The sequence below is a fragment of the Promicromonospora sp. Populi genome (genome assembly GCF_041081105.1).
GTDB lineage: Bacteria > Actinomycetota > Actinomycetes > Actinomycetales > Cellulomonadaceae > Promicromonospora.
Genome location: NZ_CP163528.1, coordinates 2642145 through 2664647 on the forward strand (window position 1 = coordinate 2642145; position 22503 = coordinate 2664647).

Here is a 22503-nt window from a genome sequence, read left to right on the forward strand (position 1 = left end):
AGGCAGTTAGTCGAATCCGGCCAGTCGAATCGGCCACCGGCTCAGGCGTTCGCCACCAGCCCCAGCTCCGCCACGCTCGCCAGGTGCGAGTGCTTCGGCACGATCCGGACGGTGTAGCCGAACGGCCCGGACGTGTCCAGGTCGACCTCACCGCCGAACGCGTGCCGGCCCGCCTCGTACGACTCGGCCAGGGCGAGGGGCTCGGCGGTGAACTCGTTGATGACGTCGGCCTCCGTGACGCGGCCGTGCACCACCTGCACGTCCACGTCGTCCGGCGACAGCGAGCCGAGCGAGACGTAGGCGCGCACCGTGAGCCGGTCGCCGACCTGCACGGCCTCGCCGATGCCCGCGGACTCCACGTGGTCCACCCGCACCTGGGGCCAAGCGCCGCGGACGTGGGCCTTCCAGCCCGCCAGGTCCTTGGCCGCAGTGAACCCGTCGGCCACGAGCAGCCCGGCCTCTGCTGCCGGGGCGTACAGCCCGTGCACGTACTCGGAGACCATGCGCGTGGCCTGCACCTTCGGGCCCAGCGTGGCCAGGGTGTGCCGCACCATCTCTAGCCAGCGGCCCGGCACGCCGTCGGTCCGGTCGTAGAACGCGGGCGCCACCTGGGACTCCACGAGGTCGTACAGCGCGGCGGCCTCCAGGTCGTCCCGCCGGTCAGCGTCCTCGACGCCGTCGGCCGTCGGGATGCCCCAGCCGTTCTCGCCGTCGTACCACTCGGCCCACCAGCCGTCCTCGATGGAGAGGTTCAGCCCGCCGTTGAGCGCCGACTTCATGCCCGAGGTGCCCGAGGCCTCCAGGGGCCGCAGCGGGTTGTTCAGCCAGACGTCGCAGCCCGGGTACAGCGACTGCGCCATGCCGATGTCGTAGTTGGGCAGGAAGACGATGCGGTGCCGCACGCCGGCGTCGTCGGCGAACCGGACGAGCTGCTGGATGAGCCGCTTGCCGGAGTCGTCGGCCGGGTGCGACTTGCCCGCCACGACGAGCTGGATCGGCCGCTCGGGGTGCAGCAGGAGCGCCTTGAGCCGGTCCTGGTCGCGGAGCATGAGGGTGAGCCGCTTGTAGGTGGGCACGCGGCGGGCGAAGCCGATGGTGAGCACGTCGGGCGACAGGATGTCGTCGACCCAGCCCAGCTCGGCCGGGGACGCCCCGCGCTCGCGCCACGACGCGTAGACCCGGCGGCGCGCCTCGGCCACGAGCTCGCCGCGCATCGCGCCGCGCAGGGCCCACAGCTCGGCGTCGGACACCTTGCTCGGGTCGAGCCAGCCCGACGACGCCTCGGGCGCCGTGATCTCGTCGAGCCCGAGGCGCTCCGCCTCGACGGCGGCCAGCCGCGGCGCGACCCAGGTGGGCGAGTGCACGCCGTTGGTCACCGACGTGATCGGCACCTCACGCGCGTCGAACCCGGGCCACAGGCCCTCGAACATCTCTCGCGAGACCTGGCCGTGCAGCAGCGACACACCGTTCGCACGGCCGCCCAGGCGCAGGCCCATCACTGCCATGTTGAACACGGTGGGGTCGCCGCCGTCGTAGTCCTCGGAGCCGAGCGCCAGCACGCTCTCCAGCGGCACGCCCGCCATCGCGTTGTCGCCGCCGAAGTAGGCGGTGACCAGGTCCTTCGGGAACCGGTCGATGCCGGCCGGGACCGGCGTGTGGGTGGTGAAGACCGTGGCGGCCCGCACCGCCTCGTGCGCCTCGCCGACGCTCAGGCCGGACCCGACGAGCTCACGGATCCGCTCCACGCCGAGGAAGCCCGCGTGGCCCTCGTTGGTGTGATAAACCTCCGGCTCGGGTGCGCCGGTCAGGCGAGACCAGGCGCGCAGTGCGCGCACCCCGCCCACGCCGAGCAGCAGCTCCTGCTGCAGGCGGTGCTCACCGCCACCCCCGTAGAGGCGGTCGGTCACCTTGCGGGCCGCGTCGTCGTTCTCCGGCACGTTCGAGTCGAGCAGCAGCAGCGGCACCCGGCCGACGGCGGCGACCCAGACGTGCGCGTGCATCTTGCGGCCACCGGGCAGGTCGAGCGAGATGATGGCGGGTGTGCCGTCCTCCTCGCGCAGGACCGCGAGCGGCAGGCCGTCCGGGTCGAGCAGCGGGTAGGTCTCGACCTGCCAGGCGTCGCGGGTGAGCGACTGCCGGAAGTACCCGGCGCCGTACAGCAGGCCGACGCCGACGATGGGCACACCCATGTCGGACGCGCTCTTCAGGTGGTCGCCCGCCAGGATGCCCAGGCCGCCCGAGTACTGCGGCAGCACCGAGGTGATGCCGAACTCCGGCGAGAAGTAGGCGATGGCCTGCGGCAGCTCGCCGCCGGACCGCGACGTCTGGCCCTGGTACCACTGCGGGTCCCGCAGGTAGCGGTGGAGATCCTCGGAAGCGGCGCGCACCCGGCCGGTGAACTCGTCGGAGGCCGCGAGCGCCGCGAGGCGGTCGGAGCCGAGCGCGGCGAGCAGGGCGACGGGGTCGCCCCGGACGTCCGACCAGAGGTCGGGGTCGATGCTCGCGAACAGGTCGCGCGTGGGGACGTGCCAGGACCAGCGAAGGTTCTGGGCCAGCTCGTCGAGCGCCACGAGCTGCTCGGGGAGGACCGTGCGGACAGTAAATCTGCGGATCGCTCTCACCGGCAGAAGACTACGCACATGTCCGGGCCGACACACCTGTTGCCCGTGCTGCAAAACCCATCCACGTTCCGCCCACGCGTCCTTCGCCCTCGCCGTCCGCTTTAGTCGCTAACGTTGGCGCGTGACCGCGTACAAGCCGATCGGCCGCATCCCTGTCCTTGAGGTCGCCCCCGTCGTCGAGGGCGGCCGTTGGCCCGCGAAGGCCGTGGTCGGGGAGGTGGTCCCGATCGAGGCCACGGTGTTCCGCGAGGGGCACGACGCCGTCTCCGCCACCGCCGTGCTCGTCGCTCCGGACGGCTCGGACCACTCGTGGGCCCCGATGGTCGACGTCGCCCCGGGCCTGGACCACTTCAGCGGTTCGCTGCAGCCCGACGCCGAGGGCGACTGGGCCTTCCGCGTCGAGGCGTGGGCGGACCCGTACGCCACCTGGGTGCACGACGCCGGGATCAAGATCGGCGCGGGGATCGACACCGAGCTCATGCTCGCGGAGGGGATCCGTCTCTTCGAGCGGATCTGCCGCCTGGTGCCCAGCGACGCGCTGGTAGCCGCGGGCCGGACGGCCCGCGACGCGCGGGTGCTCACCGCGGCGGCACGCGCCCTGGCCGACGACACCCGGCCGGCCGAGGCCCGGTTCGCGGCCGCGACGGCGCCCGAGGTGGCCGACGCGCTGCGCCGCGCGCCCCTGCGCGAGCTGGTCTCGGCGTCGGACGCCTACCCGTTGCGGGTGTCGCGGCGGCTGGCCCTGGCCGGGGCCTGGTACGAGATGTTCCCCCGCTCGGAGGGGGCGTACCAGAAGGCGGGCGGCACGTGGGTGTCGGGCACCTTCGCGACGGCGGCCAAGCGGCTGCCGGGCATCGCGGCGATGGGGTTCGACGTCGTCTATCTCACACCGGTGCACCCGATCGGGACCACGTTCCGCAAGGGCCGGAACAACACGCTGGTCGCCCAGCCGGGCGATCCCGGCTCCCCGTACGCGATCGGCTCGCCCGACGGCGGGCTGGAGGCGATCCACCCCGACCTGGGCACGGAGGCGGACTTCCGGGACTTCGTGACGGCGGCGCGGTCCGAGGGGCTGGAGGTCGCGCTCGACATCGCGCTCAACTGCTCCCCCGACCACCCGTGGGTCGAGGAGCACCCCGAGTGGTTCACGACGCGGGCCGACGGTTCCATTGCCTATGCGGAGAACCCGCCCAAGAAGTACCAGGACATCTACCCGCTGAACTTCGACAACGACCCCGACGGGCTGGCGCGGGAGATCCTGCGCATCCTGCGGTTGTGGATCGACCGGGGCGTCACGCTGTTCCGCGTCGACAACCCGCACACCAAGCCGCTGAACTTCTGGGAGTGGCTCCTGGCCGAGGTGCATGCCACCAACCCGGAGATCATCTTCCTGTCGGAGGCGTTCACCAAGCCGGCGATGATGCTGACGCTGGCCCGGATCGGCTTCCACCAGTCGTACACCTACTTCACCTGGCGCAACTCGAAGGAGGAGGTCGAGGAGTACCTGGCGGAGGTGAGCGGGCCGCAGGGCTCGGTGCTGCGCCCCGCGTTCTGGCCCACCACCCACGACATCCTGCCGCCCTACCTGATCGAGGGTGGCGTCGCGGCCTTCGCGGTGCGGGCGGTGCTGGCCGCCACGGGCGCGCCCACGTGGGGCATCTACTCCGGCTACGAGCTCGTGGAGAACACCCCGCGGCCCGGTGTCGAGGAGCAGATCGACAACGAGAAGTACGAGTACCGGCCCCGGGACTGGGAGCGTGCGGACGAGTACGGGATCGCCCTGCTGCTCGGTACGCTGAACCAGGTGCGCCGCGCGCACCCCGCCCTGACCCAGCTGCGCAACCTGACCGTCCACCCCACGTCGAACGACCAGGTCATCGCTTACTCCCGCCGGATCGCCGCTGATCACGTGTCGCGCGCGACAGCGACGCCGCCGGGCCGCACCATGAGTACTGGGGGCAACGGTCGGCGTGCCCCACGACACGACGACGTGATCGTGGTCGTGCTGAACCTGGACCCCCGGAACGTGCAGGAGTCTGTTGTGCACCTGGATCTATCCGCCCTCGGCCTGAGTGCCCCCGAGAGCGACGACACCGCCCCGTTCTTCGTGGCACACGACCTGTTGTCCGGCGAGACCTACGGCTGGGGAGCGCATCCCTGGGTGCGGCTCGACCCGCAGGTCCGCGTGGCCCACGTGCTCCAGGTGGGGCTGGCATGACCACGTTCGGGCCGGGAGGCCCCGCCGTCGGACCACCGGAGGGATACCCCGAGCCGGCGGCCGGGCGCACGCAGCCCGGGCACACGCAGCCCGAGCGCCCCAGCATGCCCAACCCGCCGTCGGTGCCCGTGCCGGTCCAGGCCCTGCCGCCGCGGCGGCAGCCGCGCCTCGACGCCCAGCGCAAGGGCCTGGCGCACGACCCCGAGTGGTACAAGACGGCGGTCTTCTATGAGGTCATGATCCGGTCGTTCTCCGACTCGGGTGACAACGGGGCGGGCGACCTGCGCGGTCTGGTGGAGCGGCTCGACTACCTGCAGTGGCTCGGCGTCGACTGCCTGTGGCTGCCGCCGTTCTTCCCCTCCCCCCTGCGCGACGGCGGGTACGACGTCGCGGACTTCACCGCCGTGTCGCCGCAGTTCGGCACCATCTCGGACTTCAGCGACCTGGTCGCCGCCGCGCACGAGCGCGGCATCCGCGTGGTGATCGACCTGGTCATGAACCACACCAGCGACGCCCACCCGTGGTTCCAGGCCTCGCGCGCCGACCCGGAGGGCCCGTACGGCGACTTCTACGTGTGGGGCGACGACCCCAACCGCTACGAGGGCGCGCGCATCATCTTCGTGGACACGGAGACGTCGAACTGGACGTTCGACCCGGTGCGGCGGCAGTACTTCTGGCACCGGTTCTTCAGCCACCAGCCCGACCTCAACTTCGAGAACCCGCGGGTAGTGGACGCGATGCTCGACGTCGCGCGGTTCTGGCTGCAGCTCGGTGTGGACGGGTTCCGGCTCGACGCCGTGCCGTACCTGTTCGAGGCCGAGGGCACCAACTGCGAGAACCTGCCCGAGACGCACCGGTTCCTGCGCAAGGTGCGACGCATGCTCGACACCGAGTTCCCGGGCCGCATCATGCTGGCCGAGGCCAACCAGTGGCCGGCCGACGTCGTGGAGTACTTCGGCACCGAAGACGAGCCCGAGTGCCACATGTGCTTCCACTTCCCCGTGATGCCGCGCATCTTCTACGCGATCCGCGACCAGCGGGCCCGCCAGCTCCTGGAGATCCTCGCGGACACCCCCGCCATCCCGGCGGGGGGGCAGTGGAGCACGTTCCTGCGCAACCACGACGAGCTCACCCTGGAGATGGTCTCCACCGAGGAACGCGCCAGCATGTACGGCTGGTACGCCTCCGACCCCCGGATGCGGGCGAACGTGGGGATCCGACGGCGGCTCGCGCCGCTGCTGGACAACGCCCGCAAGGAGATCGAGCTGGCCAACGCGCTGCTGCTGTCGATGCCCGGCACCCCGTGCATCTACTACGGCGACGAGATCGGCATGGGCGACAACATCTGGCTGCCCGACCGCGACGCCGTGCGCACCCCCATGCAGTGGACGCCGGACCGCAACGCCGGGTTCTCGACGGCGGACCCGGGCAAGCTGTACCTGCCGCTCGTCCAGTCGCTCGTGCACCACTACCAGCACACGAACGTGGAGGCGCAGCTCGCGCAGCCCACCTCCCTGCTGCACTGGACGCACAACATGCTGGCGTTCCGGCGGCTGCACCCCACGTTCGGGACCGGCGACTTCACAGCGCTCGACTGCAACGACGAGTCGGTCATCGCGTTCACCCGGTCCTCGTCCCAGGAGACGCTGCTGGTGGCCGCCAACCTGTCCGCGACCGCGCGCTCGTCCACGATCAAGCTCCCCGGGTACGCCGGCTGGACCCTTACGGACGTGTTCGGCGGGGCCGGGTTCCCGAGCGTCGGCGAGGACGGGATCCTGACGATGACCTGGGGCGCGCGCGACTTCTACTGGCTGGTGCTGGCTCCGCCGGCCCGGGCGCAAGCGGACGTCTCTGCCGGGCAGGCGCGAGGGGCGTGAGCCCGCCCCGACCGCTCCAGGTCTCCCCCGGCTCCGCGCACCTCGCCCCCGAGGTGCTGCGGCTGCTCGAAGGGTGGCTGCCCGCGCAGCGCTGGTACCCGGTGCCCGCCGACGGCGTGGTGCACGAGCCGTGGCTCACCGTCACGTTCCCGGGTGTTGCCGACTTCGTCGTCGCCCTCCTGCGGCTGGCCGGTCCCGGCCTGGCCGCCGGCCCCGAGTCGCTGGTGATCCAGGTCCCGCTGGTCCTCAGCCCCACGGCCGAGCCGACGGCCGACACCGCCGACACCGAGGCGGCCGGCCTGATCGGCACGGTGGTCACGGCGTCGGGCACCGTCACGGTGCACGACGGCGGCCAGCACCCCGCGGCCTGGCGGGCCTACCTCGGCACGGCCGTGCCCGGCACGTGCGAGCAGGAGGGCTGCACCGAGCTGGTGGGGGCGCGGCGGATCTCCGGGGAGCAGTCCAACACCTCGGTGCTGCTCCCGGCCCTGCCGCACGACAGGGGCCGGGGCGGCATGCTCAAGATCCTGCGGACGGTGACGCTCGGCCCGCATCCCGACGTGGTGATCCCGGCGGCCCTGACCCGCGCGGGCTGGGACGGCGTGCCCCGCTTCCTCGGCGCCGTCGGGCTGCCCGCGCCCGATTCTCATGGCGCCGAGCCGCTCGCCCACCTCGCCGTGCTGTCCGAGCTCGTCGAGGACGCCACCGACGGGTTCGAGCTCGCCTGCGAGTACGCCGCACGCAACGAGGACTTCGGGGAGCGGGCCGCGGAGCTGGGCGCGGTGGTCGCGCAGCTCCACGCCGTGCTGCTCCGGGCGCTGGGCCCGGGCCCGGCCCTCGAGCCCGCCGGTTTTATGGGCGTGCTGCGCCGCCGCGCCGCCGAGGCCTTCGCCGACGTGCCGGACCTGGCGCCGCACCGCGCCGGCATCGCCGCTCTGTTCGACGCCGTGAGCGCGCGCCTGACCGCCGTCACCGAGCGCGACGGCGGCGTGGTGCCGCTGCAGCCGATCCACGGCGACCTGCACCTCGGCCAGGCCCTGCACGCGGCGGGCGGCTGGAAGGTGCTCGACTTCGAGGGTGAGCCGCAGCGACCCGTGGCTGAACGGGTCGCCCCCGACCTGCCGTTGCGCGACGTCGCCGGGATGCTGCGGTCGCTGGACTACGCGGCCGCCGTCGGGCAGGCCACGGACCCGCGCTGGGCGGCGCACGCCCAGCTCAGCTTTCTCGAGGGGTACCGGCAGGCCAGCGGCGAGGCGCACGAGGGAACGGTGCACGCGGTGGCGGGAGCGGCGACGTCGGGCAGCGAGCTCGACGTGGCGACCGCCGAGCTGCTGCTCCGCGCGCTGATCGTGGACAAGGCGCTGTACGAGGTGGTCTACGAGTTCCGGCACCGCCCCGCGTGGATGCACATCCCGCTGACCGCGGTGGAGCGCGTGCTCGCCTCGTGAGCCTCGTGAGCCCGGTCCGGCGCGGCTGTGTCGCACCGCACACGCCGGACATGGAAAGGTGGCCCCATGGCTGACCTGCCCGATGCGGACCTCGAGGTCCTGACCGCCGTCGCGTCCGGAACCCACCACGACCCGCACAACGTGCTCGGCCCGCACCTGCTGGACGGGCCCTGGACCGTGGTGCGCGCCCTGCGGCCGCTCGCCGACGAGGTGGTCGTGACAACCTCGGGCTCGGGCGGTGACACGGAGGTCTCAGCGACGCACCAGGGCGCCGGAGTCTGGGCCGCCGTCGTGCCCGCCGCGGAGGATCCCGACGGGTCAAGGCACGCCCCCGACTACCGCATCCGGACCCGTTCCGGCACGGCGACCTGGACGTCCGACGACCCGTACCGGTTCCTGCCCACCCTGGGCGCCGTCGACCTGCACCTGATCGGCGAGGGCCGGCACGAGCAGCTCTGGCAGGTGCTCGGCGCCAACCTGCACCGGTACCCGAGCGCGTCCGGCGACATCGCCGGCGTCGCCTTCGCCGTGTGGGCGCCGAACGCGCGGGGCGTGCGGCTCGTGGGCGACCACAACGGCTGGGGTGGCACGCACCCCATGCGCTCGCTCGGCGCCACGGGTGTGTGGGAGCTGTTTGTCCCCGACGTCGGCCCGGGCCTGCGGTACAAGTTCGAGATCCTCGGCGCCGACGGCATCTGGCGGGCCAAGGCGGACCCGCTGGCCAAGGCGACGGAGCTGCCGCCCGCGACGGCGAGCGTCGTCACCGCCTCGGCGCACGAGTGGCACGACGACGCGTGGCTCACCGCCCGGGCGACCACCGACCCGCACTCCGGTCCGCTGAGCGTGTACGAGGTGCACCTGGGCTCGTGGCGCCAGGGCCTCGGCTACCGCGAGCTCGCCGAGCAGCTGACCGCCTACGTCACCGAGCAGGGCTTCACGCACGTCGAGCTGCTGCCCGTCGCGGAGCACCCGTACGGCGGGTCGTGGGGCTACCAGGTCACCAGCTACTACGCACCGACGGCGCGGTTCGGCTCGCCCGACGACTTCCGGCACCTCGTGGACACGCTGCACGCGGCCGGGATCGGCGTCATCCTCGACTGGGTGCCGGCGCACTTCCCGCGCGACGAGTTCGCCCTGGCCCGCTTCGACGGCACCCCCCTGTACGAGCACCCCGACCCCGAGCGGGGCGAGCAGCAGGACTGGGGCACGCTGATCTTCGACTTCGGCCGCCGCGAGGTGCGCAACTTCCTGGTGGCGAACGCGACCTACTGGTTCGAGGAGTTCCACGTCGACGCGCTGCGCGTCGACGCCGTCGCGTCCATGCTCTACCTCGACTACTCCCGCAAGGAGGGCGAGTGGACGCCCAACGTGCACGGCGGGCGGGAGAACCTGGAGGCCATCGCCTTCATCCAGGAGGCGAACGCGACCGCCTACCGCCGCACGCCGGGCGTCATGATGATCGCGGAGGAGTCGACGGCGTTCCCCCAGGTCACAGGCCCGACGTCGGGCGGAGGGCTGGGCTTTGGCCTGAAGTGGAACATGGGCTGGATGAACGACACCCTCCGCTACCTGGCCGAGGACCCGTACAACCGGCGGTACCACCACGGCGAGCTCACGTTCTCGATGGTGTACGCCTACACCGAGCAGTTCGTGCTGCCGATCAGCCACGACGAGGTGGTGCACGGCAAGGGGTCGTTGCTGCGCAAGATGCCCGGCGACCGGTGGCAGCAGCTCGCGGGAGTGCGGTCGTTCCTCGCGTACCAGTGGACCCACCCCGGCAAGCAGCTGCTGTTCATGGGGTGCGAGTTCGCGCAGGACAGCGAGTGGTCCGAGTCCGACGGCCTGCGCTGGGACCTGCTCGGCGACGCCGGGCACGCCGGCGTGCAGCACCTCGTGCGGGACCTGAACGCGCTCTACCGCGCGACGCCGGCCCTGTGGGAGCTCGACTTCGACCCGGCGGGCTTCGAGTGGCTCGAGGCGGACGACGCCGACCACAACGTGCTGGCGTACGTGCGCCGGTCACGCTCCGGGGACCCGGTGGTGGTCGTCGTGAACTTCGCGGGCGTGCCGCACGAGGGGTACCGCCTGCCACTGCCGTCGATCCCCCGGGCCACACCCGCCGCACCGGCCGAGGCCTCGACCGGTCCGGGTGATCGCTCGGGCGACCAGGAGAGCCCAGCTGCAGAGAATCCCGTGTGGCGCGAGGCGCTCAACACGGACGCCACGGTGTACGGCGGGTCGGGCGTGGGCAACATGGGCCGCGTGCAGGCGGAGCCGATCCCGCACCACGGCCGCAGCTGGTCGGCCGAGATCCGCGTCCCCCCGCTGGGAGCGCTGATCCTGACCCCGGCGGCCAGCCCCGAGCACTGATACCGGGTGGCCAGACCGGGTCTGCCGTCAGTAGAGGCTTAGGGCCAGGCGCTTGCGGGCCTTCGCTACCCTCGGGTCCGTGGTGCCTGCCACCTCGAAGAGTTCCAGGAGGCGCACGCGGACCAGCTCCTTGCCGTCCGCGTCCAGCCCAGGCAGCAGGTCGAGCAGGCGCGCGAAGGCGTCGTCGACCTTTCCGCCCAGCATGTCCAGGTCGGCGACGGCGAGCGCCGCGGCGACGTCGGACGGCGCATCCGCCGCGGCCTGGCGTACGGCCGCGAGGTCGGCGTCGTGCGTGCGCTGCATGAGGTGCACCTGGGCCAGGCCGGCCGTCGCGTCCGCGTCCCGGGGGTCCTGCCGCAGTGCCTTTCCGTAGGCTGCGGCGGCCGCCTCCAGGTCGTCGCGCTCGATCGCGTCGTACGCCTCCTGGTGCAGGGGCGGCAGCGGCTGCTCCGGCACGGCCTCCGGCTCGTCGGCCGCGGGTGCCGCGCCCGGGACCCGGCCGGTGACACCGTTCTGCTCGGCGGCCGCGAGCACCTGGTCGAGCACGCCGCGGATCTGCTGCTCGTCGGCGGCACCCTGGAACAGCGGCAGGGGCTGGCCCTGCAGCACCGCGACGACGGTGGGCACACCCTGCACCTGGAACGCGGCGGCGACCTGCGGGCTGGCCTGCGCGTCGACGCGGCCCAGCAGGAACCGGCCGCCGTACTCCTGCGCGAGGCGGCCCAGCGTGACGCCGAGCTCGGCGTTCGCCTGGTCGGTCGGGATCCACAGCAGGATCACCACCGGGTAGGTGGACGAGTCGCGGACCAGCTGCTCGAAGTTCGCCTCGCTGACGTCCACCACAAAGCCGCCGGCTTCGGGCGCACCACCGGGCTCGCCGGGCGGCGGCGCCTGGGGACGGTTGAGGGCGGACAGGTCGACGGCGCCGCGCACCGCGAACTCGGGCTGTGCGTTCCGGGCGGGCCCGGCCGGAGGAGTGGTACTGCTCATGGCGCCAATCCTAATGAACTCGGGGGCGGTCCCTCACCGACTCCGCTCTCAGCGAGAACGTCGCGGAAGATTACGACGCGGGTCAGGCGTTGCTCGTCTGACGGCTGAGCCTGCGGCTCAGCCGTTCGAGACGGCGTAGGGCACCCGTTGGACGCCCAGCAGGCTGATCCGCCCTGCCGAGTCGGCGGGCGGCACGTACAGGGCCGCCGTGTTGCGGTAGGCGATCTGCATGACGTTGGTCCCCTCGGCGTCGCCCCAGAGGGCCCTGGCCGACGACTCCGCGCCCGGCACGAGCTGCCAGTTCTCCTCGGCCCGCAGGGTCTCCTGGCTCAGCATCGCGACGAGCACCATGGCTCCGCCGTCGACCGTCCGGACCGCCTTGACCGGGTCGTCGGTCGGCTCGTACGTGACCTCGAAGGTGCCCTCGCCGTCCTCGCTCTCGATCGCGGCGACCTGGTCCTGTCCGCTCTGGCGCAGGACCTGCCGCAGGTAGTCGTCGTCGGTGAAGCTGTCGGCGTACCTGGACTCGTCGCCGGCCGTCAGCACGGACGCGTACTGCTCGACCACGGCCTCGGGAGTCACCAGGAGGCTCGTGTCGTCGGGCGCCACGGCGGCACTGCCCAGCCCTTCTTCGGCGAACTGCGGCATGGTTACGTTGGGCACCAACCGGACGTAGGACCACAGCTTGTACTGGTCGCGCGCGCTCGCCTGGTCGAAGGCCGCGAGCACGGGCACGGTCCCGTCCGCCGGCTGTGTGGTGATGGCGAAGCTGCTGCGGGGCCAGCCCTGCTCCGACGGCAGGACGAGCTGCTGCGTCTCCATCGTCAGGTCGGTCAGGGCTTCGTTGTCCCCACGCGCGGCGGAGACGGCCAGCTCGGCCTCACGCATCGCGAGCGCGGGCCCGGACAGGCGTGTACCAAGGTCTTCGGCCTGCTCCGCCTCCGCCAGGACCGTGGAGACGCTGTCCAGGATCCTGCGTTCCTGCGACGCGGTGACCACCGCCGCGACCACCGGCGCCTCGGCGGTGGGGGTGGGCGGCTCGGCGGTGCAGCCGGCGAGCACCACGGCGGCCGCGGCGATGCCCACCAGGCCGACGGCGCCTCGGCGTCGGGCCGGGAGCAGGGCTCGGGCCGGGAGGAGAGCTGGGGAACGCGTCAAGGGTGGCCTCCGTCAGCCGTTCGATACCGAGCTGGGCACGTGCTCGTAGCCGACCAGGCTGATCTTGGCGTCCGAGCCCTTGGGCGGCACGTACATCGCCACCATGTCCCGGTAGTTGACCTGGACGACGTTGCTGACGTCGGCGTCGCCCCAGAGCGCCTGCGTCGTCTCGGTCGGCGGGCCGATCTCGCAGCCCTCCTCCTTGGCGGTGATGGTCTCCGTGCTGGTCATCGCGGCCATCACGAGAGCGCCGCCGTCGGCCGTGCGCACCGACTTGACCGAGTCGTCCGTGGGCGCGTACGCGACCTCGAAGGCGCCGCCGCACTCTTCCTTGTTGATCGCGTCGACCTGGAGCTTGCCGTAGTCGCGGAAGAACTGGCGCAGGTTGTCGTCGCCGAAGTTGGCGGCGTACTTCGAGTCGTTGTCGACAGTGAGCACAGAGGCGTACTGCTCGATGACGGCCTTTGGCGCCACCTTGAGAGTCTCGTCGTCCGCCGCTACGGCGGCGCTCCCCAGGTCAGCCTCCGCGAACTGCGGCATGGTCACACCGGGCAGCAGGCGGACCCAGCCCCACAGCTTGTACTGCTGCCGGGCGTCCCCCTGGTTGAAGGCCATGAGCACCGGCGTGGTGAGGTCCTTCGGCTGCACAGTGATGGCGAAGCTGGTGCGCGGCCATGTCTGGTCCGACGGCAGGATCACCTGCTGCATCTCCATGTTGAGGTCGGTCAGCGGCTCGGTGTCGCCGCGCGCCGCGGCGACGTCGAGCTGGGTCTCGCGGATCTCGAGCGCGGGCCCGGACAGGCGCGCGGCGAGATCGCCCGCCTGGCTGGACTTGGTCACCTCATTGACGACGCCCGCCACGCTGTCCAGGATCTCGCGCTCCTGCGCCTGCGTGACGACGGCCGCCGCGACGGGCGCCTCCGGCGTCGGCGTGGGGAGCTCCTCGGCACAGCCGGCGAGCAGCCCCGTGACGAGCACGGTGGTCACTACTGCCGTGGTACGGGTTCTGGTCACGCGCTTCATCTGTCGTCTCCGTCCCCGGTGACGCCCCAGGTCTGGCGCCACGCGGCAGCTCGGCTGCTCGGTGTCTGCGGCTGCTCCGCATCGGGGGCGGGCTCCGGCTCTGCTTCGGAAGGGGGCACTGTGGGCATCGCGCCGGTCGCGGCCCGGCGCTGCGCCTGCTCACGCATGCGCATCTCGCGTCGTGTCATCGGCTTGCCCGACGGCGCCGCGGCGGCCGGGGCGGCCTGCGCGGCGGGCGCACCCTCGCCCGGGGCCGGGCGTGCCGGTGCCTGCCCCGGGGCGGGGGCGAACGGCGTCCGCCCCGCCGGGGGCTGAGCAGGAGCGACCGGCGGCTGAGCGGGACCCGCACCCGGGCCCTGGTTCCGGCGGCTGCGCCTGAGCCCGCGGGCGGACGCCGCCGGGGCGGCGACCGGGTCGGCGGCGGGAACCGGCTCAGGTGCCGGGGGCGGCGTGATCGGGGCTGCACCGCCGAAGGGGGCGGGCGGGCCCCAGGCGGGCGCGCTCTCCCGGTCGGGTACGGGTGGTGCGCCCTGCACCGGCGGGCGGCGTCCGGGCATCCCGGAGCGTGATGGCGGGTAGACCGAGGTGCCGCCCTCTACCGGGTCGTCCGATGCGGGCGGGTAGCCGCCGTCGGGCTCGTTGCCGAGCGGCTCCGACTGCTCGCCGTCCACCCCGAAGACCGCGTCGCGATGCGGCTGGTCGGATTCCGGTCGGCGCGAGCGGACCGCGGACGAGCGTCCCTTGCCCGCGCCGGTCTTCTTGCCGCGCCGCGCGCCGATGGCCATGAAGATGCCGAGGATGAGGGCGAAGCCACCACCCAGCACACCCGGCCAGAGGTAGGGAGTGGCGACCGGACGCGGCCAGGTGAGCTCGAGAGTGGGCGCCACCGCGTTCTCGCCGACGCCGGCGGCCAGCAGCACCACACGGCCCGGCTCCTCGGTCCAGCGCATCTGGGCGACGGTCTCGCCGCTCACCTCGGAGATCCACATGTCGGACCCGGCAGGGTTGGGACCGGTGGTCGGAGCCTCGGCCGGTTCCTCGGTGTCCTCGGCCTCCTCGTCACCGGTCGCCAGGCCGGTACCCGGGGCGACGCTCAGCGTCTCCCATGTGGAGAGCCCGGTCACCGCGTCGTAGGGGTCCTCGCCGACCCAGCCGAGCACGTCGACGTCGGACCCGAGCGCGAGCGTGACCGTCTGCCCCTCGGGGACAGTGGCTCGGACGGTCACCTGGTCGTCTACGAGCCCGAGCACGCCGGGATCGGTCACGACCATGGTTCCGTCACCGCTGGGGGTCGCGGTCGCGACAACAGTGTCGGACTCGCGCAGGACGGTTGCCGTCGCGACTCCATAACCGATCCCGCCGAGCCCGGCGAGGATCAGGAGAGTCGCCCAAAAGCGTTGCACCACCGATTCCCTTCGAATTTTGGGCGTGTGCCCACGATCAGGTGGATGTTCCAGAATAAGGACCGTACGTGGAGCCCTGTCCAATGACGGGCGTGCTGTGGGGGTTCGGCAGGGACTCTCACCCTTCCTTCACTGGGGGGTGCCTGAACCGCCATCAGGGTCCGGGGCCGCGCGGCCAGCGGAGAGTATTCCATGCAATACGTACATTGCATCCGCTAGCGGGAGTATCCACATCCGCACAAGGCACGTATCCTGGGCGCCGGACGAGCCGTATAAGCGGCGTCCCAGGGGGGAGCCTGACCCGCGCCTCACCAAGTTCCGACACTGGAGGTCTGCACCGTGTCCGACGAGCGCTCGCTCTTTCCGACTGCCATGCGCGGATACGACCGCGACCAGGTGCACGCGCACCTGGACCGGCTGAACCACGCCCTCGAAGAGGCGCGTCGCCAGGTGGAGGCCTCTGACGGCCGCGCCATGCAGCTGACGCAGGACCTCAGCGATGCCAAGCGCAACCTGCGCGAGACCGAGAAGCCGTCTTACGCCGGCCTCGGCTCCCGCATCGAGCTGCTGCTGCGTTCCGCCGAGGACCAGTCGACCGACATCATCAACCAGGCAAACCAGCAGGCCGCGGACATCATGGCACGCGCCAAGCTGTCCGGCGGACAGGTGCGCTCGCGTGCCGAGTCCGAGGTCGCCGAGATGCTCGCCAGCGCCCGCCGCGAGGCCGAGGAGATCCGCACCACGATGGCCGCCGAGGCTGAGGGCCACCTGCTGGCCGCCCAGCGCCGCGCCGAGGAGCTCGTCGGCTCCGCCGAGCGTGAGTCCGCGCAGATCGCCAGCGCGATCAACGCCGAGGAGAGCGAACGCCGGGCCAGCCTCGAGCGCGAGCTCGGCACCCTGCGCTCGACCGTGGAGCGCGAGACCACCGAGCTGCGTGTGAACACCGAGCGCGAGGCCTCCCAGCTCCGCGCCAAGGTCAACGCGGAGACCTCCGAGCAGCGGGAGACCGTGGAGCGCGACACCTCAGCCCTGCTGGCCAGCGCCCGCGCCGAGTCCGACCAGATCCTGTCCGAGGCGCGTCGTCAGGCCGCCGAGGCCTCCAACGCCGTCACCAGCGAGATGGAGGAGCTGCGCGAGCAGGCCCGCGCGGCACTCGCCCAGGCCGAGCTCGACATCGTCCACCGCAAGGAGAGCGTCGAGAAGGAGCTCGCCGAGCGGCACGAGACGGCCAAGTCCGAGACCGCGAAGCTGGTCAAGACGGCCGAGGAGCACGCGGCAGAGGCCGAGAAGCGCGTGGCCGTGGCCCTTGAGCAGTCGGAGAAGATCCGCTCGGAGTCCGACGTCTACGTCAAGGACCTCGTCGCCGACGCCCGCAAGTCCGCCGACCGGATCGTGGTCGAGGCCCGCGAGTTCGCGGAGCAGACGATCGACGACGCTCGCGCCGAGGCGGAGTCGAGCCGGTCGGCCGCGCAGCACCAGCTGGAGGACCTCACCCGCCAGCACGACTCGATCAACTCCTACCTGGACGAGCTGCGCGGCATGCTGACGCCGCCCGCATCGGGCAACGGCACCCCCGCGGCTCCCGCGCTGCCCAGCCCGCCGGCCAAGCCGTCGAGCATGGCAGGGGCCACTCCGGCGCAGCAGGCGCGCTTCGCCGTCGTCGGCGACGGGACCGAGGCCGAGCCCGAGATCCCCGAGTCCGCGGACGCGGACCCGTCAATGCCGGCGTCGATCCCGCCGAGCAACCCGTCCCCCGTACCGGTGGGCACGGCGACCGTCGTCATCCCGTCGGTCAAGGGCACGAAGGCGAGCACCAAGGCCGGTCAGGCCAAGGCTGCAGACTCGGCCTCCTCCCCCGCCGAGCAGGACGACGCCGAGGAGCAGGTCTCCGAGAAGGCCGGCGCCTCGAGCTGACCTAGCTGAACAGAGCCGAACAGAGCCGGACAGAGCTGGGGCGGAACCAACCACTGGTTGGTTCCGCCCCAGCTCTGTCTCGGCGTGATTGTGTCTCGGCGTATCGATCAGCGATGAGCCACCACGTGGGAGTGCAGCAGGCCCAGGGCCGCCGCGACCGCCTGCGGTTCCTCGACGACGCTCAGGTGGCCGGCGGCCGGTACGAGGGTGAGCGCGGAGTCGCCGGCGGAGAACACCGACGGCGCCCCTGCCGCTCGGACCATGTGCTCGGCGTCGGCCAGCGGGGTGATGACGTCCTCCGTACCGACCACGACGGCAACCGGCGCGTCGAAGCGCTCCAGCACCGCCGTCCGGTCGGGGCGGGCCGCCATCGCCCGCTGCGCCCACGCCACGCCGGCCGGCGACTGCGCCCGGATCCACGAGTCCAGCAGGGGGAACAGGTGCCGTCGACGCCGCGTGCTCGTGGCGCCCACGAGGTCGGCGGGCATGCCGAGCACCGCGTCCACCGTCTGGCTGGCGTCGGCAGCGGCGGCGATCCGTAGCCGTTTGGCGCGTGCCTCCTCGGTGTCCGCCGTGGACTTGGTGTCCACGAGGCCCAGCCCGGCGACGAAGCCCGGGTGCCGCTCGGCCAGGGCGAGCGCCACGTAGCCGCCCATCGAGTGCCCGACGACTACGGCGTTGCCCTCGCCGGCCGCGACCATGGTCCGGTACACGGCGTCGGCCGAGTGCTCGATGCTCGGCGGGTGCCCGTCCAGGTCGCTGTGCCCGGCGCCCGGCAGGTCGATGCCGATGGCGCGCGTGCCCGGCGGCAGGTGCGGCGCGCAGACCGCCCACATGCGGTGGTCGAGCGGGAAGCCGTGCAGCAGCACGAGCGGCACGCCGCCGCCGTCGCGCAGCGCGAAGGTTGCCAGGTTCCCGCCGGATCGTGAGGTCATCGTCGTCCTCCTGTAGTGGGTGCCGTGGTGGGTAAGGCTCAGGACGTGCCCAGCGGTCCGTCCCAGTGCGTCGGCAGCGGGAGCGGGTGGTCGGGCAGCACGTGGGCGACTATCTCGTTCAGCACGCGGGCGACCGCCGGTTCCCCGACCCACAGGTGCTTGGCGCCGTCGACGCCGATCACCTCGGCCTGCGGGACGCGCGCGAACCGGCGCTTCGCCTCCTCGGGCCGGAGGTAGTCGTCGAGCTCGGGGACCAGGACCACGAGGGGCTTGCCGAACGCGGCCCAGCGGTCCAGGTCCTCGTCGGTCGCGCGGTGCAGCGGCGGCGACAGCAGGATCGCGCCCTCGACGCTCGGGTCGGTGCCGTGCCTGAGCACCAGCTCCGTGCCGAACGACCAGCCGACGAGCCATGGCCGCGGCAGCCCGCGGAACTCGGCCAGCTCGATCGCCGCCGCGACGTCGTACCGCTCGGCGTCGCCGCCGTCGAAGGTGCCCTCGCTCGTGCCGCGCGGGGAGGTGGTGCCGCGCGTGTTGAACCGCAGCACCGCGAGGTTCGCCAGCGCGGGCAGCCGCCAGGCCGCCTTGCGGTACACGTGGGAGTCCATGAAGCCGCCGTGCGTGGGCAGCGGGTGGAACGTCAGCAGGCTGGCCGCCGGCTCGCTGTCCTCGGGCAGCGAGAGCTCACCCACCAGGGTGAGCCCGTCGGCGGTGTGCAGCTCGACGTCCTCGCGCTGCGCGGGCAGGACCGTGCCCGAGCGGATCTGGTGTGTCGTCTGGCCGGAGGCCGCGCCCGGCGTCGCTTCAGTGGTCATCGGTCCCATTCTCTCCCTGCTTCGCTCTGACCACCGCTGCCAGGGCTCTGCCCTTATACCCGCCGCCGGGTCAGCGCAGGTTGGTGCGTCGCTGCCAGCAGCTGTTGTGCCAGTGCCGCCGGCCGTCCAGCCCGGCCTCGGGCCCCAGCAGATCGTCGGTCTTCCAGGCGACGACGTGCGGCGTGCCCGGGGTGACCTCCTGGCGGCAGGCCGGGCAGACGTAGGTCTTGTCGGACGAGCGGATCCGCTGCACCACCCACTCGCCGTCGGCCGCGGACTCGCTGCGGCGGCCACCCGTCGCACGGTCGAGATCGAGCGGCACATGGTCCGCGGCATACGGACGCTTGTTGGAGCGGCGGTTCGACGGCATGCCATCTATTCTTCCGCAGGGCGGAGCGGATGGCTGGACCATGCCAGAAAACGGGCCGCGCCGCGCACCACATCACCTGGGAGCCGCACACATCTGCGCCCGCTAGAGTGTGCCGGTCCCCAGCAAGGCGTAAACCTACCGAAGGACTACTTGTGAAGCACCGCACCACTGCCGGCCTGGCAGCCGTCGCGCTGGCCACCCTCTCACTGACGAGCTGCGCAAGCGGCGACGCGGGCGGCGACGCTGCCGCCTCCGGTGACGCCGTCTGCGAGGTGACGCCGGCCGCCGAGCCGTCGCCCCTGCCGAGCCCGTCCGAGGCGGACGTCGCAGCCGTCGACGCGATCGAGGTCACCGGCGCGGTCGGCGAGGAGCCGACCGTCGAGTTCGAGACCCCCCTGGAGATCTCCGCACCGACGTTCCGCGTGCTGGACGAGGGCACCGGCGACCCGCTCGTCGAAGACACCGAGATCACCATCAACTACATAGTGCTCGCGGGCGCGGACGGCTCCACGAGCGGTTCCACCTGGGAGACCGGATCGCCCGAGACGTTCACGCTCGGCGACCCGCAGTACGACCTCCTGAACGACCAGCTGATCGGCCAGACGGAGGGCACGCGCATCCTCATGGCCAGCACCGCCATGGACCAGACCATCCAGGTCACGGTGGTCGAGATCACCGAGGCCGGCGAGGTCCAGGAGCCCGGCCCGACACGCGCCGAGGGCACCGCGGTGACCCCGGAGGCGGGCCTGCCCACCGTCGCGCTCGCCGATGACGGCCAGCCGACCGTCACCATCCCGGAGGGCTACACCGCGCCCGCCGAGCTCGTGGTCCAGCCGCTCCTCGAGGGCGACGGCGCCGAGGTCACCGAGGACCAGACCGTCACCGTCCAGTACGCGGGCTGCCTGCTCGACGGCACGTCGTTCGACTCCTCGTGGAGCCGTGGCGCGCCGACGTCGTTCCCGCTCACCGGCGTGATCCCCGGCTGGACCAACGGGATCGCCGGGCAGACGGTCGGCAGCCAGGTGCTGCTCGTCGTGCCGGCCGACCAGGCCTACGGCGACCAGGAGCAGGCCGGCATCCCGGCGAACTCGCCGCTGGTGTTCGTGGTCGACATCCTTGGGGCCGAGGCCGCGGCCTGACCGACAGGGACTTGGAAGTGGCGGGCACCCGAGCCGGGTGCCCGCCACTTCTCGTAGGGTCGGCACATGACTTCGACAGACCTGCCCGCCGCTGAGCCCGCTCCAGTGCCGGAGCGCGAGGTGCTGACCTGGGTGGCCTTCCCCGACGCGGTGCGCGACCTGGCCCACCAGGTGGTGGACAGCGGGTTCGTCCCGGAGGTGGTGATCGCCGTCGCGCGCGGCGGGCTGGTGCCTGGGGGCGCCATGGCCTATGCGCTCGGCACCAAGGGCGTGGGCACGCTGAACGTCGAGTTCTACACGGACATCGGCCAGACGCTCGACGACCCGCGCGTGCTGCCGCCGCTGATGGACACGTCCGACCTACCCGGCGCCAAGGTCCTCGTGGTGGACGACGTCGCCGACTCCGGCCGCACCCTGGCCCTGGTCATGGACCTCCTGGAGAAGCAGGGCGCCGAGGCCCGCTCCGCGGTGCTGTACACCAAGCCGCGCACCATCATCCAGCCCGACTACTCGTGGAAGGACACCGACCTGTGGATCACCTTCCCGTGGTCCGCCGAACCGCCGGTGACGGGCGCCCGGTCGACCGAGGCGTGAGCAGCCGGCCAGGCTGTCAGTTGAGTTCTTCGGCCAATGCCACGATGACTCCCTCGGGGCCGCGGACGTAACAGAGCCGGTAGCTGTCCTGGTACTGCGCCACCTCCCCCACGAGTTCCGCGCCATGGGCAAGCAAGTCGGCGACAATGGTGTCGACGTCGTCGACCTGGAACATGATGTTCCGCAGACCCAGCGTGTTCGGTGCATTCACCGGCTCGGCGCTGGACACCGCCGGGTTGTGGAACTTCGTCAGCTCCAGGCGGCCGTGACCGTCCGGGGTCCGCATCATCGCGATGTCGACTCGGACGCCGTCGATCGCGTTGACACGGTCCACCCAGTCCCCCTCGACCGGCGCCTCGCCCTCCAGCTCCATACCGAGCTGGACGAAGAACGCCTTGGCGGCTTCCATGTCGTCGACAACGACGCCTACATGGTCCATCCGCTGGATTGTCATACTGGTTCTCCCTCTCGGAGAGTGAATTCCCGTGTGAGGCCGGGCTGTTGCGACCACGCTGGCCGCATCTATCCCTAGGACGGAGCTGCCACGTCGATCTCGACATCCCGGCCGCATCCTTCGTCCAGCGCGGGGGATACCTGACCCGGGCCTAACGGGACACGCAGAATGCTGGGGATTCTGCGGCGGCTTGCGGGCCGCGTGCCTACTGCGTGCCACTCGTGAGAGTCCGCGATTGCGGGCTCTATGTCCTGCTCACGAATACTCTCGGCGAGGGTGCAGAGTGAGCGCACTGGATCCCAGCTCGACGAAGTCCGCATGGGCGAACGCCGCTGAAATCGTGACGTGATGAGCGCTGACGAGGGCAAGCAGGTCTCGGTTCTTGATGTTGCCAACGGTCACGAGAAGCAACTTGTGAGGGTGCCCGCCGGTTTCGTGCGTGTGCCGGAAGTCCGCGTCCTTCGTGACGACGATCCTGCGCTCCAGATCAGCAACCCTCGTGATCTCGGAGTCGCTGGTGTCGCCTCCAGCCGGGAGTTCCTTGACGTGGATCGCGTCGTACCCGAACTCCGTCAGCCGAACAGCCAGAGACCTCGGAAGCTGAGCATCGACAATGAATCGCTCCGATTCGCCCGCCTCAGGCGACAAGGGCCTGAACCTGGAGACCACCGGCTACCGAGGCCGCGTACTCGAGGGCAGCGACGATGTCCTCCCGGGACAGCTCGTCGTACTCGTCCAGGATCTCTTCGAAGGTTTCGCCGGCCGCGAGCAGTTCCAGGATGACCTGCACCGTCATCCGGGTACCGCGAATCCGCGGCTTTCCGTGCACGACCGTAGGGTCCACGGCGATCCGACCGAGACGGGTTGCTTCAGCAGCCATGTCGTCAGTCTCCCACGCGTCCCGCCTCGCAGCCAGGGACGCCCGTGAACAATGACCGAGACGCCGGGCTGGACGCAAACTAGCCGACCAACCCGACGTCCCTTACTCAGGCCCGCCCCGATCCGTTCTTCGTCGGGTCGACGAGCTCATAGGTCTGACCGGGCTTCGGCGTCGGAGGGGCGGTGTGCCCGCGAGGAATCGTGCGTTCCTCACCGGTACGTCCGCCACGCGGACCGACGATCTCGTACTGCCCGGACCTTTCGGCCGACTGTCCCGGCCTGATGTTCTTAGCCATGT

At 71.8% G+C, this 22503-nt stretch carries 18 protein-coding genes; 7 read left to right on the forward strand and 11 right to left on the reverse strand.

The genetic code is table 11. The features are described 5' to 3' along the window. Positions 1-41: 41 nt before the first annotated feature. Complete coding sequence (gene glgP, locus AB1046_RS11970) at positions 42-2621, reverse strand: alpha-glucan family phosphorylase (protein WP_369369537.1); 2580 nt, start codon at positions 2619-2621, stop codon at positions 42-44. Positions 2622-2742: 121 nt separating this feature from the next. On the opposite strand from glgP, the gene AB1046_RS11975 reads away from it, so the two are divergent. From AB1046_RS11975 to glgB, 4 genes are all read left to right on the forward strand, one after another. Then, entirely contained in the window at positions 2743-4839 is a 2097-nt protein-coding gene (locus AB1046_RS11975) for an alpha-1,4-glucan--maltose-1-phosphate maltosyltransferase (protein WP_369369538.1), read from the forward strand. Further along, a complete protein-coding gene (gene treS / locus AB1046_RS11980) occupies positions 4836-6716 on the forward strand; it encodes a maltose alpha-D-glucosyltransferase (RefSeq protein ID WP_369369539.1) in 1881 nt (626 codons plus the stop codon). Before AB1046_RS11975 ends, treS begins: the two co-directional genes overlap by 4 nt. Next, positions 6713-8164, forward strand: coding sequence for an aminoglycoside phosphotransferase (locus AB1046_RS11985; RefSeq protein WP_369369540.1), 1452 nt, complete (start codon positions 6713-6715; stop codon positions 8162-8164). The genes treS and AB1046_RS11985 overlap by 4 nt, the downstream gene beginning before the upstream one ends. 66 nt (positions 8165-8230) lie before the next feature. Further along, positions 8231-10534: a 1,4-alpha-glucan branching protein GlgB gene (gene glgB / locus AB1046_RS11990; protein ID WP_369369541.1), complete on the forward strand. Its 2304-nt coding sequence runs from the start codon at positions 8231-8233 to the stop codon at positions 10532-10534. Between the two features lie 27 nt (positions 10535-10561). On the opposite strand, the gene AB1046_RS11995 is transcribed toward glgB, so the two are convergent. The 4 genes from AB1046_RS11995 to AB1046_RS12010 form a co-directional block, all read right to left on the reverse strand. Next, positions 10562-11524, reverse strand: coding sequence for a co-chaperone YbbN (locus AB1046_RS11995; protein ID WP_369369542.1), 963 nt, complete (start codon positions 11522-11524; stop codon positions 10562-10564). Between the two features lie 117 nt (positions 11525-11641). Continuing rightward, positions 11642-12682, reverse strand: a complete 1041-nt coding sequence (locus AB1046_RS12000) for a hypothetical protein (RefSeq protein ID WP_369369543.1) — start codon at positions 12680-12682, stop codon at positions 11642-11644. A 12-nt stretch (positions 12683-12694) separates the two neighbouring features. Continuing rightward, on the reverse strand, positions 12695-13696 hold the full coding sequence (locus AB1046_RS12005) for a hypothetical protein (RefSeq protein ID WP_369369544.1): 1002 nt from the start codon (positions 13694-13696) through the stop codon (positions 12695-12697). Between the two features lie 5 nt (positions 13697-13701). Beyond that, positions 13702-15111 (reverse strand): hypothetical protein, encoded by a 1410-nt coding sequence (locus AB1046_RS12010; RefSeq protein WP_369369545.1) that lies wholly within the window; start codon positions 15109-15111, stop codon positions 13702-13704. 336 nt (positions 15112-15447) lie between these two features. Between AB1046_RS12010 and AB1046_RS12015 the strand changes: the two genes are divergently transcribed. After that, the gene (locus AB1046_RS12015) at positions 15448-17022 is read left to right on the forward strand and encodes a DivIVA domain-containing protein (RefSeq protein ID WP_369369546.1); all 1575 of its coding nucleotides are present in this window, start codon (positions 15448-15450) and stop codon (positions 17020-17022) included. A gap of 107 nt (positions 17023-17129) precedes the next feature. Here AB1046_RS12015 and AB1046_RS12020 read toward each other — a convergent pair whose 3' ends face one another. The 3 genes from AB1046_RS12020 to AB1046_RS12030 form a co-directional block, all read right to left on the reverse strand. Next, complete coding sequence (locus tag AB1046_RS12020) at positions 17130-17957, reverse strand: alpha/beta fold hydrolase (protein ID WP_369369547.1); 828 nt, start codon at positions 17955-17957, stop codon at positions 17130-17132. 38 nt (positions 17958-17995) lie between these two features. After that, positions 17996-18778, reverse strand: a complete 783-nt coding sequence (locus AB1046_RS12025; protein ID WP_369369548.1) for an alpha/beta hydrolase — start codon at positions 18776-18778, stop codon at positions 17996-17998. A gap of 61 nt (positions 18779-18839) precedes the next feature. After that, complete coding sequence (locus AB1046_RS12030) at positions 18840-19139, reverse strand: hypothetical protein (RefSeq protein ID WP_369369549.1); 300 nt, start codon at positions 19137-19139, stop codon at positions 18840-18842. A gap of 152 nt (positions 19140-19291) precedes the next feature. Between AB1046_RS12030 and AB1046_RS12035 the strand changes: the two genes are divergently transcribed. Both AB1046_RS12035 and AB1046_RS12040 read left to right on the forward strand, forming a co-directional pair. Further along, on the forward strand, positions 19292-20278 hold the full coding sequence (locus AB1046_RS12035) for an FKBP-type peptidyl-prolyl cis-trans isomerase (protein ID WP_369369550.1): 987 nt from the start codon (positions 19292-19294) through the stop codon (positions 20276-20278). A gap of 66 nt (positions 20279-20344) precedes the next feature. Beyond that, complete coding sequence (locus AB1046_RS12040) at positions 20345-20872, forward strand: phosphoribosyltransferase (protein WP_369369551.1); 528 nt, start codon at positions 20345-20347, stop codon at positions 20870-20872. Positions 20873-20888: 16 nt separating this feature from the next. Here the strand turns inward: AB1046_RS12040 and AB1046_RS12045 are convergent, their stop codons facing one another. The 3 genes from AB1046_RS12045 to AB1046_RS12055 all read right to left on the reverse strand — a co-directional run bounded on the left by AB1046_RS12045 (position 20889) and on the right by AB1046_RS12055 (position 22206). Then, a complete protein-coding gene (locus AB1046_RS12045; RefSeq protein WP_369369552.1) occupies positions 20889-21326 on the reverse strand; it encodes a VOC family protein in 438 nt (145 codons plus the stop codon). A gap of 255 nt (positions 21327-21581) precedes the next feature. Beyond that, the gene (locus AB1046_RS12050) at positions 21582-21974 is read right to left on the reverse strand and encodes a DUF5615 family PIN-like protein (RefSeq protein WP_369369553.1); all 393 of its coding nucleotides are present in this window, start codon (positions 21972-21974) and stop codon (positions 21582-21584) included. After that, entirely contained in the window at positions 21964-22206 is a 243-nt protein-coding gene (locus AB1046_RS12055; protein WP_369369554.1) for a DUF433 domain-containing protein, read from the reverse strand. The genes AB1046_RS12050 and AB1046_RS12055 overlap by 11 nt, the downstream gene beginning before the upstream one ends. Positions 22207-22503 lie beyond the last annotated feature (297 nt).

What these genes read in the sequence shown, in the direction of transcription:
- treS (WP_369369539.1), top strand. Translation starts at nt 4,836, where the DNA reads ATGACCACGTTCGGGCCGGGAGGCCCCGCCGTCGGACCACCGGAGGGA.
- glgB (WP_369369541.1), top strand. Translation starts at nt 8,231, where the DNA reads ATGGCTGACCTGCCCGATGCGGACCTCGAGGTCCTGACCGCCGTCGCG.
- AB1046_RS11995 (WP_369369542.1), bottom strand. Translation starts at nt 11,524, where the DNA reads ATGAGCAGTACCACTCCTCCGGCCGGGCCCGCCCGGAACGCACAGCCC.
- AB1046_RS12020 (WP_369369547.1), bottom strand. Translation starts at nt 17,957, where the DNA reads ATGACCTCACGATCCGGCGGGAACCTGGCAACCTTCGCGCTGCGCGAC.
- AB1046_RS12025 (WP_369369548.1), bottom strand. Translation starts at nt 18,778, where the DNA reads ATGGGACCGATGACCACTGAAGCGACGCCGGGCGCGGCCTCCGGCCAG.
- AB1046_RS12030 (WP_369369549.1), bottom strand. Translation starts at nt 19,139, where the DNA reads ATGCCGTCGAACCGCCGCTCCAACAAGCGTCCGTATGCCGCGGACCAT.
- AB1046_RS12040 (WP_369369551.1), top strand. Translation starts at nt 20,345, where the DNA reads ATGACTTCGACAGACCTGCCCGCCGCTGAGCCCGCTCCAGTGCCGGAG.
- AB1046_RS12045 (WP_369369552.1), bottom strand. Translation starts at nt 21,326, where the DNA reads ATGACAATCCAGCGGATGGACCATGTAGGCGTCGTTGTCGACGACATG.
- AB1046_RS12055 (WP_369369554.1), bottom strand. Translation starts at nt 22,206, where the DNA reads ATGGCTGCTGAAGCAACCCGTCTCGGTCGGATCGCCGTGGACCCTACG.